Genomic DNA, 20,573 nt, shown 5'->3' on the forward strand with positions numbered 1-20,573 from the left:
ATCGATAAAAAACAATTGTCAAAACGTTATACAGATTCCGCGCCAAATAAGTTCTTCAAAAAGTGCCGAAAGTTCTGTCGCCTGCGTCTCCCAATCCGGGAACGATATAACCCAATTCGTTTAATCCCCTGTCCAATGCGGCAGTATAAACTTTCACGTCCGGATGCTCGTCATTCATCTTCTTTACGCCTTCCGGAGCCGCTATAAGGCAAGCCAGATAAGATTCGCCTGCGCCCCTTTCTTTCAAATACTTGAAAGCAGCAGCGGCGCTTCCGCCAGTGGCAAGCATGGGATCGAGTACTATTGTAACCGAACTGCCAATGTCTTTCGGGGTTTTATAATAATAATCTTCGGGCATCAAAGTTTTTTCGTTGCGCTGCAAACCGATGTGTCCTACTTTTGCGTCGGGTATCATATCCAAAAACGAATTTACCATGCTGAGACCTGCGCGCAAGACTGGCACAAGAACCACTTGCTTTTGAAGCATATGTCCTGCCGTTGTTTCCAACGGAGTGACTACTTCGATTTCGTTCAATTGAAAATTTTTAGAAATTTCTACTGCAATGGAATAAGAAATTCTTCCCAGGGCTGCCCTGAAATCCGCAGGTCTTGTATCTTTGTTGCGCAGAATTGTTATATCTCTTTTCACAAGAGGATTATCTACCACGGTAAGATTGTTCATTTTTTTACCTCTTTAGCTTTTCTTCCCAATATCGACAATAAATTTATGAACGGGGACAACGGCGGCGTGTAGTTATAATCGACATCGCCAAGTTTATACACAGGTATTTTATTATTTATAAAAACGGAAACGATGTCCGCATGACCTGCCACTTCTTTTCCGCCGATAAACTGACCTCCTAAAATATTGCCGGTATATTTATCGAATAATATTTTACCGAAGCCGTTCCTGCTGCCGGGCATAACCTTAACAAGATTCGGCGCTGTGGCATAAACGGATTCGAATTTAAGATTATATTTACGAGCTTTAGCGCTGTTTATTCCTACCGTGGCAATAAAGTAATCGAAGAATTTCAAAGCGACATTCGGGACTATTCCGCGCGCCGTTGCATTGCCGCCTGCGGCATTTTCGCCTGCAATATGCCCGTAATCTCTGGCTAACGTGGCAAGCGGAATATAATCGTATCTGTTCGTAATGCCGTTTTTCACTTCGATATTATCGCCGGCGGCAAATATGTTCGGATCGGATGTTTTGCAGCGTGAATCGACTTTCAATCCTCCGAATTCGCCCAATGTTAGTCCTGCAGCCGCCGCCAAATCGTTATTTGGTCTTACACCCGCAGCCAGCAATACGAGGTCGATTTCGATAGTCCAGCCCTTATGTTTTATTGCCTTTATGGTATTGTCTTGTATGACCGGCTCTATATCGACAGCCTGTCGGTAAAATTCTATATTGCTTTCTTTCAGAATCTCCGCTATAATATTGCCGATTTCAACGTCCGTATTGGGCAAAGGTAAATTTTCTCTTTCGAATAGTTTAACGGAAAATCCTTTTTTCCTGAAAGCTTCGGCTGTTTCCAACCCGATATAACCCGCTCCAATTACGGCAACGTTTCTTATCCGATTGTTATTGCTTAAAAATTTGTCAAGCCTTATTAAGTCGGTTACGCTTTTTAACGTAAAGAGATTATCGAGCGTTCTGTCGAATTTAGGAATGTATACGGGCTTAGAACCCGTTGTAAGAATTAATCTGTCGTAAGAATAATCAATTTTTTGATTAGAAGACTTATTCAAAACCGTAATGGTTTTATTTCTTCTGTCGATTTTTTCGACGAGATGATTGATGAAAACTTTAACGCCTTTTTTTTGTTCGAAGCTTTCCGGATCGAAAAATACCAATTTCTTAACGTCGGCAATTTCTCCCGAGAGCACGTAGGGAAGCTCGCACGTACCTGTCGAAATGAATTGACCGGCTTCGAAAAGCGTTACGTTGGAATCCGGGCTTACCCGTTTAGCCTTTGCCGCAGCCGCCGGTCCTGCCGCATTCCCTCCTACTACAACTATATTTTTTGGCGAATACAAAACATAACCTGCAAATTATTTCAGATAAATATAAACAATTCCGGCATGTTTTGGGTATGTTACGGCTGGTAAATTTATTATTTGTTCTTAATGCTGATTGTCATCGGAACGCCTTCGAACCCGAAATGTTTTCGTATTAATCTTTCCAGAAAACGTTTATAGTGTTCGGGCACGTATTTGTGTTCGTTTGCAAAGAAGAGGAAAATCGGGTAATGATCGCCTACCTGAGTAATATATTTTATTTTTACTTCTTTACCCGTCGGAGTTGCAGGCGGCGGAGTCTTTTGAATTTCCGGAAGGAGTATTTCATTCAACTGATTCGTCGGAATTTTTTTCTTTCGTTCGTCATGAATTTTGAGCGCCAGGTCGATCAGTTTATAAATTCTTTGTTTGCTCAACGCCGAAATTGTTATTACAGGCACATAATCGAGGGTTCCGAGTTCTCTGCGGACAGCCTCTTCAAAAACCTTTGCCGTATTTGTATCCTTTTCGATCAGGTCCCATTTATTGATTGCAATAATCAATCCTTTACGCCTTCTAACCGCTTCCTGAATAATTCTCTGATCCTGATTTTCAATGCCGAGTTGAGCGTCGATAAGCAATACAGCCACATCGCTGTTCCAGAGAGCTTTGAAAGTACGCACGTTCGAAAAGAATTCTACATTTTCCTTTATTTTCGATTTTCTTCTCAAGCCCGCCGTATCTACAAGAATTATCTCCTGTCCGTAATATTTCATTACAGAATCGATGCTGTCCCTCGTAGTTCCGGGAATATCAGTAACGATAGAGCGGTCGTAGCCGAGCAGTGAATTTACAAGCGACGATTTTCCAACGTTGGGTTTCCCTATAATCGAGAGCCTCAAACGCGGGTCGGGTTTATCCGTCACATTGGAAAAATCGAGGCTTTCAATCAGGTCGTCGAGCAAATCCCCCAGGTTACGTCCGTTGATAGCGGAGATATCGTAAATTTTATCGATGCCCAACCGGTAAAAATCGTTTTTAATCATCTCGAGTTCGGGACTGTCGGCTTTATTAACCAACAAAAAATTCGGCTTTGTAAACCTGCGCAGTTTCTGAGCGATTTCAATATCGAGCGGAGTAAGACCGCTTTTGCCGTCAACGACGAAAAAGATCGCGTCGGCTTCGTCGAAAGCGATTTCCACCTGTTCTTTAATAGCCGCTTCAAACAGGTCCTGAGAATTCGGCACCAATCCGCCCGTATCGATAACTCGAAATTTCTTGCCGTTCCATTCGGCTTCGCCGTAAATGCGGTCGCGCGTCACTCCCGGCGCGTCGTCAACAATCGAAGTTTTACTTCGCGTCAATCTGTTAAAAAGCGTCGACTTTCCTACGTTCGGACGACCTACTATTACAATTACCGGTTCATTCATAGTTTATCAGACAAATTAAAAATTATATTGCAAATTTAATTGAGGATAATAGAAAGTTCTATAACCTACATTAATTTTATTTAGTTCCGCATTGACCTTAATACTTTTATTAAAGCTGCGCGCCGTTAGAGCTGCGTCGATGGCGCTAATTATATGATTAGTAAAAATGACGAGAACGGCTTTATAAGCTACGTTATAGAAATCGTTGGCTTTTCCGCGTTCTTTTGAATAGAAGATGAAATTTTCAGTGAGCGGATCGCCGTATTTATAAGGCGTATTTTCATCGCCGAAGTCGTCCCAGCCTACATTGAACTGCGGATACTTGCCGATCATTTCGTAATATTGCTGATCACCGTAAGGGGCAAGACGGTGAGAATAGTAACCGCCCAAAGCATTTTCCAATTTATTCAGTTCTCTCCAGTTTACAGTTCCGTCGGAATTGAATACAAAAAAGTTAGACGGGTCGATCGAAGAATTAATTTCTTTTGCGTGGGCAATTGTCCACCTTGCGTAACGCGCTACGTCCCAATGTTCATCGGCAAAGTTCTGGAATTTAACCGTCTGGTCGTCGCCTTTTTTGTCGTATATCAAGCCTACAGTAATAGCGGCAGCTTCCACTGCAACAAAAAGCGCGCTCTTCAAATAACTTTCGGAATAAAATTGCCCTGCTCCGGGTACTGCAAACGAAAGAAGCGCGGCGGTAAAAGGCGCTTTCTTATTTTGCACCGACGAATCGTCCCCGTTAAATTCAACGGAAGTTTCCCTGAAAGATATACCGGAATCGAGATAGAGTTTGCCGGTTAATTTTGACTGAGCGGCAACTGCGCCGGCTATAAAGAATATCAATAAAATCTTTTTCATTTTCATACCCGTTTAGAAATTAAAATCGAACAATATTCCGCCGTAAAAATTCCATTCTTTGCCGTAAGTAACATCTTCATTAAGAATCGTTCTGGTAAATCTGTCGAATGAATACGCGGCGTTAAAAAAGAGACTCGTCGGGAAAAGGTAGAACGAATTCATCTTAATTCTCAATTCGAGTCCGGCTCCTTTTTTAAAGTCGTCCAGTTTAACGCGGTTGCCGTTCCATGCATTGCCGAAATCTGCATAGACGGACATATAAATCTTGTCGATATAAAGATGTCCGAGCCGCGTGTCGATATTCTTAAGGAGCGGGAAGCGGTAAGTGAGGTTTACCCATGCGACTTCATTGCCGTTGACAGAATAGAACGGATAACTTTTCATGCCTATCAAACCGCCGAGATAAAAATCGAAAAACTCAGGCACATCCGGTCCCAGAATACTACCCGCCCGTATTTGCGCTGTTAGAGTATGTTCCATATAAACGCGCATATATTCTTTCCAGTTTAATTCGATCCGGTGGAAATTGTAATTTTTGTAAATCGGTTTCAATATGCCGTCCGCTACTTCATAAGAGCCGTCGGGATTATAGCGGTTAAATTCATAATCGTACTTAAGCTCGATTTTCCTTCCGACAGGATTAATATCCGAGTCTTTTGTAGGAATGATCCCGTCGTGGCTGAATTTAAGCTGGAAATCGTTGCCGATATAATACGTGTCGTTTGTCGAAGGATAGAGCAGACTCGTATTCGGGAAAATAAAAGCTTCCAAAGTAGCCGTATAACTGCTGTAGACGTATCTGAACTCCAACATATTTCCCGCAGTTATAATTTTCTGGCGCGCAAAGAAATCGGCTTCGAATAAATTGTATGTTACATCGGTGCTCGTTCTCAACGACGTATCGAGCGAATCGAATATTATATCCGTATTGGTTTTTCGACTTACGCTGTAAAGTTCTATGCCCACTTCGGGTTTAAGTCCCAATTGATACAACAACGGGAGCTTATCCCTGTATTCAAACGACAGGAACAAATCGCGTTCGAATTTTTTGTTAATAGCGCCGCCTCCGAAAATACTGAATCTGTTCAGATAGTCGCTCGAAGCGGCGTAAATACCGGGCTTAATTCTGTCTGCAAAACTGTTCGAAGTAATATAATTGTCGTACCGGATAAAAGGTATAATGCTGAAACGGGAAAAATATCCCGAATAACGCGACGGTTCAACGTCGGGCAATTCGGTGTCGTTGTAATTTTTCAGGCGCTCAATATCGAAACGAGCCAAATCGCCTTTCGGTTTGTCTTTTCCGAGAGGCGGATTTCCGACCCAAACGTATTTTTTGTCGTCGTCTACTTTTAACTGATTTTCTTTATCCAGGAAGAATATCTTAAATCCGTCGGAAGTATATCCGGAATAAATAATATTTCCTTCGTTGTCTATATCCGGCTGAAAAGCTCCGCCTACCACATTCGATATTCTCGTAGTTCTATGAGAGTCAAATTCATATCGATACAGATTGAAAATGCCGGTCATATCCGAGGCGAAAATCAGATTTCCGTCGCCGTCAAAAACGGGGTCGCGGTTGTCGTAACCATTTTGAATTATTATTTCGTATCCGGTTCCGTTTGTATCCACCCGCGCAATTTCCCTCGTATTTTTAAGAGAATATCCGAAAACTATGTACGAATCGTCGGGCGAGAATTTGGGATTGTAAACCTGCTCGCCGTTATTGAAAAATGTCAATTGTTTAAAATTCTTTCCGTTGATGTCGACAGTGCCGATATTTGTTGTGCCGTCCTTCTGGAAGAGAAATACGATTTTAGAACCGTCGTGCGATACGTTCGGATTGTTCGCTCTCAAACCGTAGGTAAGACGAGTCGATTCTTCTTCGCTGATATCGTAAACGTACAAATCATGAATGTTATTCCATCTGGGATTGTCGTCGCTCAACTTGGCATAAATTATTTTGTCCGTTCCCGGAATAAAAGCAACTGTAGAGCGCACCATCGGTACTAGAAGTTTTTCTTCCTTGCTTTTAAAATCGTATAGATAAACCGAAGAGATGCCAAAATAGTCGCTGAATTTATTCGACACGTATACCATTTTAGAGCCGTCGTCCGCAAAAGAAGGATAAAAATTTCCGAAACCTACCGGAGTAATTAATTCGCCTTCGATACGGTTTTCGAGCACTTTGCCTATTCTTTCCCGATAATCTTTCCTGAGAAACTCGCTCCATTCCGAATAGAGTTGTTTGCCAGAAATACCGAGCGTTTGTTCGATTGCGGCGTCAATCGTAAAATTCGTTAGTTCTTTCAGTCGGTTGTTTATCTCCACCAATTTATCCTCGCCGTATTTTTGCGCAATATATCGGGTGAGCGCAAAACCGGCGTTATAAACGGATTCGTTGCCCAGACTTGTTTTTCCGAATACGCCCATTTGATTCCATGTCAGCATTTTCCCGTCGAGAGCGTAGCATCTTAAGATCATGTCTCTGTGCGTATCCCAGTTATCGTAGTTAAATTCTTTACGCATATATTGAGCTGTACCTTCTGCAAACCATGCCGGCACATTTACAGTCGCAATCGGATATGAGGCTATAAAATTCGGGAAGCCGTATAAAATGTCGGGACGGCGCTTGTCTTCGTAATTCATAAATTGAAGATAAACCGCAGGCACTCTTCTGCCTACTTTCATAGCAGCCTGAATTTGAACCATATGAGTAAATTCGTGAGATATTACGTTTCGCAGCCAATTGTGCGAGCCGCGCAAATCGAAATCGAGAGCTGACGCCCATATTTCGATTTTATTGTCGAAAAAATACGTAGCGCCGTTTGAATAATCGTCGATATCTTTAATTGCGAAATGCACGGTTTCGGGTTCGTATCCGTATAACGACGTAATCGGTTCCCAAACTTCTTCGGCTATTTTCAGAACCGTCCTGGCAGTCCTTTCGGCTTCGGGATGGTAATGTACAAATACATGTTCGCCTTTTAATGTATACCAATCGTATTCCGGATTATATTCATTGAATTGAGCCGTCAACAGGCACGGTATCAGTAAAAAGAATAAAAATAATTTTCGCATAAGATATCTACTTGATGATTGCAATTTTGATTAATTTAGAGGCTGTTTTGCCAGCCGAGGAAACATTGATACGCGCGAAATAAACTCCGCTCGGAACGTCCGAAACATCCCAACTAATTTCATTGTCGAATCCGCCGCGCCCGGTTCCTCTGAGCGTTGTTACATAATCGCCGGCGGCGTCTAATATTATCACTTCGACATCCGAATCTTCGGTTACGTAATATCTTATATAAGTTTCGTTGCCGTATACCGGATTGGGCCAATTGTAAGCTTTGCTTTCAGGGAAATATTCATCTATAATATTTTCCGCGGGCAATGTAATTGTATAAGAATTATACAAATCGCCCGCCACCGAATGCCAGCCGTAGGAAGAAGGATTGTCTGTCGCAATAAACCAGCTGCTCAAATAATTGTCTGCGTCGACGGACGCATAAATTATTCCGGATTTGAAGTTAGTTAAGCTTTGACTATTGTCGATTGTGAATAACACCGGCGGAACTTTGAGCGAAGCTCCGGTAGAAATCGGAAAACCCGGTAATAAATCTCCGCTTGCTCCGTCCCATGCAAAAAGATTCCCGTCAACGGAGGAAACTAAAAGATCCGAAACGTCGTCGTTATTTAAATCTGCGGTTAAAATATAATCGTTTAATTCCCCTGACGCTGTTACAGGAAAATTATCGTTTAATATGCCGTAGCTGTTTAAAGACAAGACCTTATTCTTATCCACAACCAAAATCGAATATGTTCCGTTCGCTTGATTTACCGAAATTGCAAAATCTTTTATTGTATCCGTACTATTTACGACAAAACTGTTTCGGATGCCGCCGTCGACAATGATGTCGAAACTGTTATTTTTATTGAGAACGATATATTCATTTTTACCGTCCGGCTTCAATAAAGTAATTAATTTAACAGGAATGCCGCTTAAATATAGTACGGTATTTTTTACGTCGTTCGGAAATTTACCGGAAATAAAATATCCTCCGTCGGTAATCAATGCAAAATCATTCTGGTCGCGGTATGCCGAAATCTGAATAATTTTACCGTATTCACTGAAATCAAATGTTCTATAGTTGCCTGTGAAATGATCCAGCCTAATCAATCTTGACAAATCCGTTCCCATCAGCGTATAAAAATTCAACCCTCTGTATGTTACGGGAGTAATAACCTTCGAACCTTCATTTTCTGAAAAGCTATAATTGCTTTGCGAAATAACCCTGTCAAGAGCCGAATTCAATGTAATCTTGTTAAACTGAGTATTATTCGCCCCCACTACGACAAAGTTCGAGGAGGAGGGAAATATAGAAGGACTCACTTCCGAGAATTCGGGAAATACCAATGAATACCCCGATTCGAGATGTCGTATAATCAAATCGTGATTGTTAATAAGAAAAATGTAGGGAAGATTGTCCAGACCTCCGACGAATTTATAGTTTCCGTCGAGCAGAAAATTTGCGAGTCGAAGAAATCGATCGTTGCCGATAATTAAGTCGAACGTCATTACGTTTCCGGGCTCAGAGAAATTATCAAGCGTAATAAACGACTTTGCGCCCGAATTGGAATTGCTGTTCGGTTTGGTATCGCTTCCGAAACGGTTTTTATAAAATCGCGCTTTATTCCCTTTATACCATAAATCTTCCTCGCCTGCAATACCGTAAACTTCACCGAGGACAGTATTAAACAATTCGCCGATATCCTGAATGCCGTCAGCCTCTTCTATGTCGACGCCTTTGTTGTACAAATCGGCATTAATTCTGTTCTCCGCATATTTTTCGTTAATAATTTTTTCGTCGATATGCCAGATAACAATACCGTTGGCAGGAACCGCCCAGTCGAATTCGTCAACGTCTACGACAACGCCGCGCAGAGTGTCGGCGTTATCGAATCTGAATCTGCCTGTGTCTTTTTGCGTTTTAAAAGAATAGACGTTGTCGCCTATTTTATAAGTAACCGTAATCCCGTCTTTCTTAACGTCGCGTTGCCGGTTTTCTACGAGAAAATATTCGTGGTCGTTTACAGGTATTTTGACAATAACCGTATCGCCCGCAGCAGCGGCAAGCTTTGCGGCAATGTGAACATTACTTACATTGGCATTCAACACCACGGGTTCTACCCAGCCCAAAAATATTTTTTCCCATGGAGACGGCTCCGGCGGGAACAAACCGCTGTAAGCAAAGATAGCGTTCCCGTCCATCAAACCGAATCTGTCGATTGCGGTAACGCCGGTTTCGGTATTGAATAAATCCGGCAATCCCAAATAGCTCCCGATATTCGACACTATCAAACCGTTGATGGACATTTGATAAAGATATTTTTCGCCGAACGATTCTACTTCCTTCGATTCGGTTGAAGGAAGAATGACCGTGTTGCGTATTTCAAAATCGTTCTTGACGCTAAAACCCGAGAAATCATTTCCCAGATATTTCCTAAGAGTATTAAAACCAAGAAATACGGAGGGCAAATCCCTTTCGTAGCCGATCTTACCCGCCGGGTAAAACGCCGCTCCCGCGCCGGCATGGAATATCGTAAATAAATCGTATTGCGAAAAGTCGACATCGGTAAAAACCGAATCCGCTATCTCCCAAACTTCCTTCGCAAAATCAGCAAGTCCGCTCAAATCGTCGGGATTGTTCAAAGGAGGAGCGTAGTTGCGCATTGTTTTAGAGACCGTAATTATTTCTGGCAGCACAGTATATTCAATTTTCAAGTTGCCGTTCGAAACTTTATTAAAATAATTTTTGGCGAATTCGAGGTGATTTTCGAAATAAACTCTGTCGTGCGGCAGCGGATCGATAATCGTATCGCCGTAATCTTCCGTATAGACCGAACCGAACTTTCCGTTTCCGTAGGTATATTCATCGTTGTCTTCCTGAAATTCCACCATAACGGCCAAAATCTTCAGTTTGCCTATTGCAACGTTTTGAGCCGAAACGTTCGGGAGCGTTTGTGTTTTTGAAAATTTCTTTTCGCTTTGCGAGCCTGCAAACAAAAGGCCGGGAATTAATATTCCCAGCCATAAAAATATCTTGAGTTGTGATTTATTCATAATCGATTAAATACCTCTGGGAAATCCTAATTGAGTTTGAGGAACGCCTCCCCATCCGATAAAGATGGTGAAACGCAATGTATTGTTGAGCGGATGATTTTCTCCTTCTTTGAACACGTCGGTAGTCAAATAACTGAAATCGAAGCCGTACATATCGTATCTGATACCCGCTCCGATAGTAACGAATTTTCTGTTTCCGAACGACGGGTCTTCATAAAAATATCCCGCTCTCAGAGCAAACATAAAATCTCCGGGTTGACCGTACCAGTATTCCAGACCCACGGCGGTTGTAATATCTCTTATTTCCTCGCTCAACGGCTGATCTGCCCAGGCTGTGAAAATCGCTTCGTAAAAATCTTTACGTTGTTTCGGAGTGGCGTTGCTGTCAACTTCTCCCCGGAACGCTTCCCCTTTGTCGACCAATAATTTGCTGAAATCTAACGTCATTGTAATCGAATTGAAATCATCCTGATAAAGCCGTGTTGCAAATCCGAGTCTGAAGTTTGTCGGAATCGGATCTGCCTGAGCCTGATCGATGTAATAGATTTTCGGACCGATATTGCTGAGATTCATACCGATGCTCAGACGGTTGCTCATATCTCCGATCAAAGGCAGATTCAAATGTTCCGGACGCCACATTGCGCCTACGTCGAAACTGACAGTTGTGGCTACTCCTTTGCCCTGCTCGGCCTCCGTCGGCTTGTCTGCCAATCGGCTGTGAATAATGCGGAAGTTCAAGCCGAGTCCCCAGTCGTTGCTCAATTTGGTTGCATAGCCGAGAGTTAGAGCGGCGTCGAACGATCTGAAAGTGCCGATCGGTTCCGGAGAATCTGAACCCGTACGCACAATTTCGCCGTAATTCATATAGGTTACGCTGGCTGTGACGCTTCCGTTCAGATCTTCAATATATTGACGATAAGTCGCATAGTCGTAAAACAAGTCGAGATGGAACTGCGGCAGCCAGTTACTGTGAGTAAAACTGACTTCCGAGCCGGTTAAAAAAGCGATTCCCGCGGGATTCCAGAATATTGCAGCCGAATTATCAGCCAATCCTGTTCCGGATTCGCCGATACCGCCCGCTCTCGAATCGGGAGCAATCAGAAGAAACGGCAATGCAGCTTCGCCTTGCGCTTTTATTTCCGAACCGATTCCCGCTAACATTATCATAATCATAGGAATCAAAATTATTCTTTTCATTTTAGTATACCTCCTTGAGTATTTATATTAATTTTATCTTATAATCGACAATTTACCGAGCGCACTCTTTTTAAATGAGCCGTCTGTAGTTTGTGCCACGACTTTATATAAATAAGTTCCGTTTGCCAATGAGTTCCCGTCCTCGTCTCTGCCGTCCCAGTCTATTCTCACAAAACGGTCCATAACCGAATATTCGTCAATTTCTTTTATAAGCCTGCCTGCAACTGTATAAATTTTAATTTTAACGTCGATTGCGCTGTTAGCATTATGCTGGAACGTAAAAGTGGTAGACGAAGAAAAAGGATTCGGATAATTATACACGTTCCTCAGATACAATTCGTCGCTCTCGTTTACAACCGTAAAATAGACTTCAGTTTCGGAAAAGTTATTAAAAACGTCCCATGCTTTTATTTTAATATTATGTTCGCCTTCGGAAAGCGAAGTAAATTTATATTTAACCGCGCCTGATTTGCCGCCCGAATTCAAATCGCCCACGAAATAATTCGTAAAGTCGATTGCGTTATTTTCGTCGCCGTCGAGAACGCCTTCGAGTTTATGCCCGATGCCCGTACCGGTAGTATTCAGCCCCGTTTCGTCGAATAATTTAACGATCAGAGTAAAATCGGGATTAACAAGATAAGCATTGTCAAATTCTTCGTTATCGAAGTAGATTTCTATTTCGGGACCTTTCCCGTCGTTAACAGCGTTCGGATTTGTTCCGCCGACTATCACGTTATTTGTATAACCGACCGCGTCGTTTTTTTCGTTGAATACGTAAGCAGTAATTTTGCCGTTTTTATTTTCGTACGAGATGTCTTTGGGCACGATAAATTCAGTATTGAACTCGCCGTTTTCAACGGACGCTCGTCCTCTGTATATCAATCCGCCGGGGATTGTAACAGTATAATTAATTTCCTCGTAGTAAACTTTCCGTTCGGAATCATACACGCTGATAATAGCTTCTCCGTTGAAATCGGAAGAAGAATTTTCACTAACGGAGCCTTTGATATTCACATTCCCGAGCGCGTTAATTTGGACTGTTTTACTCACCGGCGCTCCGTTAACCGAATCGACGCGGGCGTTTTCCGCCGGTATTTTGAGCCTCAATGCCGGGTCGCAAAACAGATGAAATTTTTCGTCGTTTACCGCCGTACGATTTTGTTTGGTAAGCATAAAAACGTCGCCTATTCTCAATGGTTTGCCGTCGGAAGCGCGCTTGAAAAGATATGTATAAAAAGTATCGTTTATTGCCGCGTTCGAATTTGCATATACAACACGAGCCGCCGTAAAGATTCCGATTGCGCCGGCATCCGGCATATTAACCATCAATTCGGTGGAACTCTGTTCGCTCATATCGTCGAACTTACCAAAATCGCACGTAGCAGCCGTCAAAAAGAAAAATTCCGAATTTTTCAACTGCGGAATTGTCGTGGCTTTTTCGAATACGTATTCATGAGCCCAAGTGTTGGGATTTCCATGACCGATATAATTTGCAAGCAAAGTGCCGTTATTGAAAGCGTTAATTATAGCCTTGTTAACCTCCGGCTTTCTTCTGCCGAGCCCTGTAATAACGGTAGGATAAGCCACCAGATAAATCTTATTCAAATCGTAAGCTCTAGATATTCTTCTGAATATCAGTTCTTCCGATTGGCGTGTATGCAACGATCCGTCGTCGCCTTCGGAGGTAAGTCCGTCGTCGGCAATCATTGTTATTCTATAACGCCACGGTCCGGTAGAAGATTCGTTCTCGTATTTTCTAATTTTATCGATTACCGCTTCGGCGTCGGTTTGGGACTGCACAGCCAATCTGCCCGTCGCCAAGTCGACAGTTTTGTCGCTGCCGGATACTCTGGCATAATAATCGTCGGTAGAATAAGAATTAATTTCGCTGAGAGACTCAATAGTTTGATAAGTCGGCACAAAGTTTTTGTCCAGGTCTTCGGGCACGAGATTCAAATAGTCGTAGTCTCCGTCGCCGAAGAAAAGCACATAACCCGGTTTTGTCTGCCAGTTATCGTATGCATATTTCAGAAAGTCGCGTATTGAAGTCGGATCGAGCATGCCGCCGCTGAACTGATTCATAATATCGTCAACGTAGTAAATCGAGGTTGAAAGAGGATCGGGCGATTCCGAGCTTCTGTACGCTGCGTATTTTTCCGCTTGTTCTTTGAAATACTTATTTGTTATAACAATCATCCGGCTGCCCGAAGTATTGCTAAGAATATCGACCGGCGTTATTTGAGCGCCGCCGGACGGACTCTTAAAAGCCGACGAATTGACCGCCATATATTTCGATATTCTGTTTTCATTTTCCTGCGCTTGAAATCTTATTTCTCCGCCGCTTATAAAGGCTCCCGCAATCATCTTAACGTTGTATGGATCGGTCAGGTCGAAGGCAAATATATCGCTGTTGGAGAAGTCGGTAATTCTGTATTCAATGGTAGCGTTTGTGTCTTTTGAAAAGAAGATCAGGTAATCCATCGTAGCCTTCAGATACCTTTGATATTCAATTTCGAAATAATCGAGATAAACGCTTGCCGAAGTAATATTCGTATTGATTGTAAACTTCAGATTGCTTCTGTTATCGGCAAGCTGGTTCGAATATGATGCATTCCCTATACTCTGCATGCCGTATGTGTATGATAACTTGGAATTCAGGGGAATCGAACCCGTATAAATCAGCTGGTTGCTCTCCCTTACAGAATAACTTATAACTTCCGAAGACGTACTGATAAGTCTGAATTTGTAATTTATTTTCGCGCCGGGCGCCAGTCCGTATAATGTATTCAGATAGACTCTTTCCCTGCGCGTGCCCGAGAATACATCCCCGAAATACTCTCTGCCGGAAGGTCCGATTTTAACGCTGTCCCGGTCGTTAAAAACATATGAGAGCGTAGTGTTCTGCATATAAGCGTCGGAAGAATTGAGCGAAGATTCGGAGGGCATTCTTTTACCCTGATTTCCGCCGTAAGTAAGCCAGAAATAATTTTTTTTCGTGAACGGATTTTTGACTCTCTGAATGGCGCGGCGGCTATCGTTATATTCCCATGCTTGAATTCCCCTCGAATAGAACAATATATAATCGCCGTCGTTAAATACTTCGTCTTCCTCGCCTTTTATATAAATTGCATTTTCTTTAAAACCTGTCGATTCGTCGTCGATATTTTCCGGCAGCGCATATCCGTTTACGGAATAAATTTTAATCGTTTTGGGATTTACTTCGGACAAATTAATTCCCATCGACTCGAGAAACGACTTATCAATTTTATAAATTCCTTCCTCGTTTGCTTCGAAGCGGTACCACTTGCCGGCAGAAAAAATCGGGACGTTTGTTTTGGCAAGTCGATTCCGGTTAATTCCCCAATTTCGGGCTACGTTCCAGTTTAGCACAGAATATTGCAAGATGGAGTCTTCGACGGGAATTTTTTCACGGTTTGAAGAAGCTAAATTAATGCGCACCCTTATTCTTTTTATCACGTGAGTAATGCCGTTCTCGCTGTCAATACGGACGGGATAGATTAAGAAAGATTGAAAAGGTAATTTTCTGATTAATCCGTATTCTCCGAACGTAACGTATTCATTCTGAATTTGCTTCGGTAAATTTCCGGGATTTTTATTAAACGAATAAATTCCTTCTATCCGGTTTTCCTCAACAAACAAAACCTGAATCGTATTTCCGGTTTCCGCGTCCACTCCGAGTTTGAACTCTCTTACGGGCAGTTGTACAGAATCCGGATAAACTCCCGCTATGTCCAGGCGGACGTAATTTTTTCCGTTGTAAACAAAAAAGCCGGTGTCTTTTATTTCGGGGATGTAATCAAAAACAAACTCTGACTGAGTTGAACTCAGGATGCGGATATCCTGAGCTGCTAAAATCGACGTGAGTATTAAGAGAAATATTACAGAGAATTTTGTTTTCATCAGATTACTTATTTTTTTAGATAAACATTAAAAGCCAACAAAATTAAAGTAGCGAAAATTCTCTATAATATTTCTCCCTGATATTTTTGAAGTCAAATTTATGGAAGATATTATCAACTTGTCAAGTTTAAATGAAATATTTTCAGTGTGGAAAAATCGAGAACAATATTTCACAAACCGAGAATTTCTTTGTTTTTTTTCATCGCGTCGATACAAAACTGAATGTGTTCGTTAAGCGGAACGCCCAATTCTTCGGCGCCTTTCTTAATGTCTTCCCTGCTGACGGCTCTGGCAAAGGCTTTGTCTTTCATTTTTTTTAAGACGGATTTTACTTCCACCTCGTCTATCGATTTCGAAGGGCGCACATACGTAACCGCAGTAATAAATCCGGCAAGCTCGTCGCAAGCATACAATGTTTTTTTCAACAGACTATTCCTTTCGACTCCCGTATAATCAGCATGCGAAAGGATGGCATTTACAAATTCCTCATCGAAACCGAGCTCCTTCAAAATTTCCGCTCCTTTGTAAGGATGCTCCTCGGCGGTCGGATACATCTCATAATCGAAATCGTGCAACAAGGCGACGTTGCCCCAGTACTCAATATCTTCTCCGAATTTTTCGGCATACGCCCTCACGCACGATTCCACTGCCAGAGCGTGTTTTATCAGGCTTTCGCTTTTTGTATACTGTTTCAACAAATCGAAACAATAATTTCTGTCTCTCATTTTTTCGTTCATTTTGTCACCGTAATTTTATTTTTCGAAGGACAATATTTCGATATCGAGCATTCGTCGCATTTGGGACGACGCGCAATACAGATATTGCGCCCGTGGCTCATTAATAGGTGCGTCGATAGAACCCATAAGTCTTCGGGCAACAATTCCTTCAACTTGAATTCAATCTTTTTAGGATCGCTCGTCTCGACAAATCCGAGAAGATTAGTCAGTCTTATGACATGAGTGTCCACGGCGATAGCTGGAATACCGAATGCATTCCCCGCTACAACCGAGGCGGTTTTTCTGCCAACGCCGGGCAATTTGGTAAGGGCTTCGAAATCCGCCGGCACTTTACCATTGTGCTTTTCTATCAATTCCCGGCAACAGTTTTTAATACTTTTCGCCTTCTGCTTGTAAAAGCCCGTCGAAAAAATATCTTTTTCCAGTTCTTCATCTTTAGCTTTGATAAAATCTTCCGGCTTTTTATACTTTTTAAACAGCTTTTCCGTCACTTTATTAACACGCTCGTCCGTGCATTGCGCAGACAGGATTGTGGCAATCAGGAGTTGAAAAGGGGTTTTGTAGTTAAGCGCCGGTTTTGCGTCGGGGTATTCATCTTTAAGAATGCGGAAAATTTTTTCGGCTCTCTTTTTCTCTGATATCATTCCGCCTCAATTAAAAAGCTGGGGTAAAAAGGTCTAACTATTATGAAATTGATTCGTAGCGCGTACGGGATTCGAACCCGTGATCTCCGCCTTGAGAGGGCGGCGTCCTTGACCGCTAGACGAACGCGCCATTATTCAGGCTCCAAAAATAAAATTTTTTTATATCTTTTGCCCTTCTTAAATTAAATTTTATTAAGCATCGATATATCGTTAAAAAATTAATATCTTTGCTTTTGCTCTTTTTTAATAAAAACAGAAATTAAATGACAACAATTTGCCTTGATAATTGTATAAACTGCGGTTATTTTTTTATTTCAAATGGGGGTTGAAAATCCGTTTTGAGAAAAAAACTGACAAATAAAGAACTTCAGGCAATCGAAGAAATAAAAAGCAAGGGAAACATTCCCCGCCATATAGCCATCATCATGGACGGAAACGGCAGATGGGCTAAGAAGAGAAATTTACCGAGAGTCGCAGGACACAGAAAGGGCGTCGAAATAGTTCGTCTTGTCGTTGAAGCTTGCGTTGCGCTTGGCGTGGACGTCCTTACGCTTTATACTTTTTCGACCGAAAACTGGCGCCGCCCCAAAGACGAAGTTTCTACTTTGATGAGACTCATTGTTAAAAGTCTTCAGACTGAAACCGACGAACTCAACCAGAACAATATTCGTCTTACTACAATCGGAAACAAAGACATACTGCCGGACATTGTAAGAAACGAACTCGACAACGCTATTGCCAAAACCGCAGAAAATACAAAGATGACTCTAAATCTCGCTCTCAGTTACAGCGGCAGGTGGGAACTTGTTCAGGCTATAAAGACTATAATCGAACAAGTTGAAAACGGAAAAGTCGATAAAAACCAAATAGATGAAAATCTGGTTTCAGACTTTTTAAATACCGCAGGACTGCCGGATCCCGACTTATTGATTCGCAGCGGCGGCGAATTCCGCATCAGCAACTTTTTGTTATGGCAGATTGCTTATTCGGAAATTTATATTTCCAAAGTTCTTTGGCCCGATTTCAGATGCAAACACCTGCTCGAAGCCATTACAGATTATCAATCGAGAGAAAGAAGATTCGGCATGGTAAGTGAGCAGATCAAAAACAACGGTTTACTTAATATTAACAGAAATAATAATGGCGATAACAAAAAAATTATTGAAGCTTAGTCTCTTTATTCTGGCGATTATGTCGTCCGTAATTTATCCGCAGTATCAAAGAAACACTTACAAAATTTTGGGAATAACAGTCGAAGGCAGCAAGACCGCCGACCCGAACACTATAATCGCAAGCAGCGGTCTTAAAGTGGGCGACGATATAACTATCCCGGGCGATCAAACGAACAACGCTATTCAGAATTTATGGAAATTCGGCATTTTCGAAGACGTGCAAATTCTTACGGAAAAGAAAATTGACAACGGAATTTTTCTGAAAATTATAGTAAAAGAATATCCCCGGCTCGAAAAGTTTGTTATCCGCGGCAACGACGAATTGAGCGAATCGGATATAAATAAGGTTATTACGATTGTTCGCGGGCAAACTCTTAAACCTCAGGAAGTCCAACAAATAATAACAAAAATTTACGACCTTTACGTCGACGAAGGACATCTGAACGCCAGCATCAAACCGCTCTATTTTAATTTTTTTGAGGCGGACACTTCCGACGACGAAATCACAATAACATGGCAAAACAGAGACGACCCCGACGACTTTTACGAAACCACGTACGACCTGGAAAAAGCCGTTTCGATTAACTCTGTCGAAAGAATCAAACGCAGAACTTTAGTCGTCCTCGATATCGACGAAGGCGAAGAAGTTAAAGTGCGCAGCATCGTATTTAACGGCAACCGGGCATTCGACGACGACGATTTAATAAGCGAATTCGAAGAAACAAAAATCAAAAAATGGTGGAAATTCTGGTCTTCCGGAAATTTTAAAAAAGAGGATTACGAAAAAGACAAAACACTGCTGACCAAATTCTACCAGAAAAACGGATACCGCGATTTCGTTATTCTTAAAGATTCTATCTATTATACAAACGACAAGAAAGACCTCCACATAGTCATCGACGTTTACGAAGGTCCCCAGTATAAAGTGCGGAACTTGGTTTGGGAAGGCAATACGGTCTACGACGATAACGTTCTTTCGGCTCGTTTGGACTTTCGCAAAGGCGATATTTTCGATTACGAAAAATTCAACACAAATTTACATTATAACGAAAAACAAACCGACGTATCTTCGCTCTACCAGGACAACGGGTATCTCGGATTTAATCTTCAGGCAAAAGAAGTTAAAGTTGCGGAAGACTCGGTTGATATAATTATCACCGTCAACGAAGGCAATCGTTTTAAGATAGGCAAAGTGGATATCCAGGGCAACGACAAAACCAAGGACAAAGTAATCAGGCGCGAGTTATACACCATACCGGGAAATTATTTCAGCCGCGCGTTAATATTGAGGAGTCTGCAGCAATTAGCCAATCTGCAATACTTTAACGCCGAAGAATTATATAAATCGGGTTTTGATTATCGACCGGCAAACGACAGCACTGTAAATTTGATTTACAAAGTTCAGGAGAAATCGAGCGATTACTTAAATGCTTCGGTCGGCTATAGCGGAGCATTCGGATTCAGCGGCGCAATCGGATTTACTCTAACGAACTTTTCGATTACCGAGCCGTTTCAGATGGGCGGCGGTCAAATTCTGAATTTCAACTGGCAATTCGGCGTGGGAAATTTTTATCGTACGTTTACGCTCGGTTTTACAGAGCCGTGGCTGATGGATACGCCCACTTCGGTCGGTTTCGACCTTTACGACACGCGCCAACGTTATGTTTACGACATGCGGCAGTCCGGTATTTCATTCCGGGTCGGTCGACGACTTACGTGGCCCGACGACTATTTCTATATTCAAGGCGGTTTTAAATTCCAATACAATAACATAATTGACGGAGCCGGAATCTATCCCGAAGGTTTGACCAGGCAATATACTCTGAGCACCGTTTTATCGCGTACGGATATTGACAATCCTATTTTCCCTTCCCGCGGGTCAAAATTCGCTTTGAATCTGGAACTCTCCGGCGGTCCCATTTTACCCGGAAACGTCGATTATTATAAAGTGGAATTGAACACGGATTGGTATAAATCGCTCTTTAACACGAACAGAATAGTTCTTTATAACGGAATGCGGCTCGGATACATTCATAATTTGGGCGATTACAGAAACATTAATCCGTTCGATTTTTATTATATGGGCGGCAGCGGGATGATAATTGCCACAGTGCCGCTGCGAGGATACGAAGACAGAAGCCTCGGCGTCGTCAGCAGCGGAGGCAATATAATCGGCAGCAGGGTTATGTTTAAAAATACATTGGAATTGAGAGCCGCTCTTGCGCTCGAACCGATTCCTATTTATTTTTTGGCGTTTGCCGAAGCCGGTAATGTATATTTCGACATTAAACAGGCGAATTTATTCGACTTGAAACGCTCTGTGGGCGTCGGCGCAAGAATTTTAATTAATCCGATCGGATTGATCGGTTTCGATTACGGATACGGCTTCGACCGCAGAAGCGTCGACGGAAAAGACCCGCAGTGGATTTTCCATTTTCAGTTCGGACAAGGTTTATAATCTATCAATAAATAAAATAATG

12 protein-coding genes and 1 tRNA gene are annotated in these 20,573 nt (G+C 42.2%); 2 read left to right on the top strand and 11 right to left on the bottom strand.

Annotation, left to right across the window (positions count from 1 at the left end):
- Window positions 1–55: 55 nt before the first annotated feature.
- The 11 genes from upp to ACSSWA_RS02180 all read right to left on the bottom strand — a co-directional run bounded on the left by upp (window position 56) and on the right by ACSSWA_RS02180 (window position 17,051).
- The gene (upp, locus tag ACSSWA_RS02130) at window positions 56–682 is read right to left on the bottom strand and encodes a uracil phosphoribosyltransferase (protein ID WP_437354942.1); all 627 of its coding nucleotides are present in this window, start codon (window positions 680–682) and stop codon (window positions 56–58) included.
- Window positions 679–2,043, bottom strand: coding sequence for an FAD-dependent oxidoreductase (locus ACSSWA_RS02135; protein WP_437354943.1), 1,365 nt, complete (start codon window positions 2,041–2,043; stop codon window positions 679–681). The genes upp and ACSSWA_RS02135 overlap by 4 nt, the downstream gene beginning before the upstream one ends.
- Before the next feature lie 77 nt (window positions 2,044–2,120).
- Window positions 2,121–3,434 carry a ribosome biogenesis GTPase Der gene (gene der, locus ACSSWA_RS02140; RefSeq protein ID WP_437354944.1) on the bottom strand — a complete coding sequence of 438 codons (1,314 nt, stop codon included), beginning with the start codon at window positions 3,432–3,434 and terminating at the stop codon, window positions 2,121–2,123.
- 15 nt (window positions 3,435–3,449) lie between these two features.
- Complete coding sequence (locus ACSSWA_RS02145; RefSeq protein WP_437354945.1) at window positions 3,450–4,295, bottom strand: hypothetical protein; 846 nt, start codon at window positions 4,293–4,295, stop codon at window positions 3,450–3,452.
- Between the two features lie 12 nt (window positions 4,296–4,307).
- Window positions 4,308–7,376 carry a biopolymer transporter Tol gene (locus tag ACSSWA_RS02150; RefSeq protein WP_437354946.1) on the bottom strand — a complete coding sequence of 1,023 codons (3,069 nt, stop codon included), beginning with the start codon at window positions 7,374–7,376 and terminating at the stop codon, window positions 4,308–4,310.
- Window positions 7,377–7,383: 7 nt separating this feature from the next.
- On the bottom strand, window positions 7,384–10,422 hold the full coding sequence (locus ACSSWA_RS02155; protein ID WP_437354947.1) for a T9SS type A sorting domain-containing protein: 3,039 nt from the start codon (window positions 10,420–10,422) through the stop codon (window positions 7,384–7,386).
- A 6-nt stretch (window positions 10,423–10,428) separates the two neighbouring features.
- A complete protein-coding gene (gene porV, locus ACSSWA_RS02160) occupies window positions 10,429–11,619 on the bottom strand; it encodes a type IX secretion system outer membrane channel protein PorV (protein WP_437354948.1) in 1,191 nt (396 codons plus the stop codon).
- 33 nt (window positions 11,620–11,652) lie between these two features.
- On the bottom strand, window positions 11,653–15,540 hold the full coding sequence (gene porU, locus ACSSWA_RS02165; protein ID WP_437354949.1) for a type IX secretion system sortase PorU: 3,888 nt from the start codon (window positions 15,538–15,540) through the stop codon (window positions 11,653–11,655).
- A 170-nt stretch (window positions 15,541–15,710) separates the two neighbouring features.
- Window positions 15,711–16,277, bottom strand: a complete 567-nt coding sequence (locus ACSSWA_RS02170; RefSeq protein ID WP_437354950.1) for an HDIG domain-containing metalloprotein — start codon at window positions 16,275–16,277, stop codon at window positions 15,711–15,713.
- Window positions 16,274–16,921, bottom strand: a complete 648-nt coding sequence (gene nth, locus ACSSWA_RS02175) for an endonuclease III (protein WP_437354951.1) — start codon at window positions 16,919–16,921, stop codon at window positions 16,274–16,276. The genes ACSSWA_RS02170 and nth overlap by 4 nt, the downstream gene beginning before the upstream one ends.
- Window positions 16,922–16,977: 56 nt before the next feature.
- A tRNA-Glu gene (locus ACSSWA_RS02180) sits at window positions 16,978–17,051 on the bottom strand.
- Between the two features lie 208 nt (window positions 17,052–17,259).
- Here ACSSWA_RS02180 and ACSSWA_RS02185 point away from each other — a divergent pair.
- Window positions 17,260–18,093 carry an isoprenyl transferase gene (locus tag ACSSWA_RS02185; protein WP_437354952.1) on the top strand — a complete coding sequence of 278 codons (834 nt, stop codon included), beginning with the start codon at window positions 17,260–17,262 and terminating at the stop codon, window positions 18,091–18,093.
- On the top strand, window positions 18,062–20,551 hold the full coding sequence (gene bamA / locus ACSSWA_RS02190; protein WP_437354953.1) for an outer membrane protein assembly factor BamA: 2,490 nt from the start codon (window positions 18,062–18,064) through the stop codon (window positions 20,549–20,551). The genes ACSSWA_RS02185 and bamA overlap by 32 nt, the downstream gene beginning before the upstream one ends.
- The last annotated feature ends 22 nt before the right edge of the window (window positions 20,552–20,573 follow it).

The organism is Melioribacter sp. Ez-97, from assembly GCF_051488665.1.
GTDB lineage: Bacteria > Bacteroidota > Ignavibacteria > Ignavibacteriales > Melioribacteraceae > Melioribacter.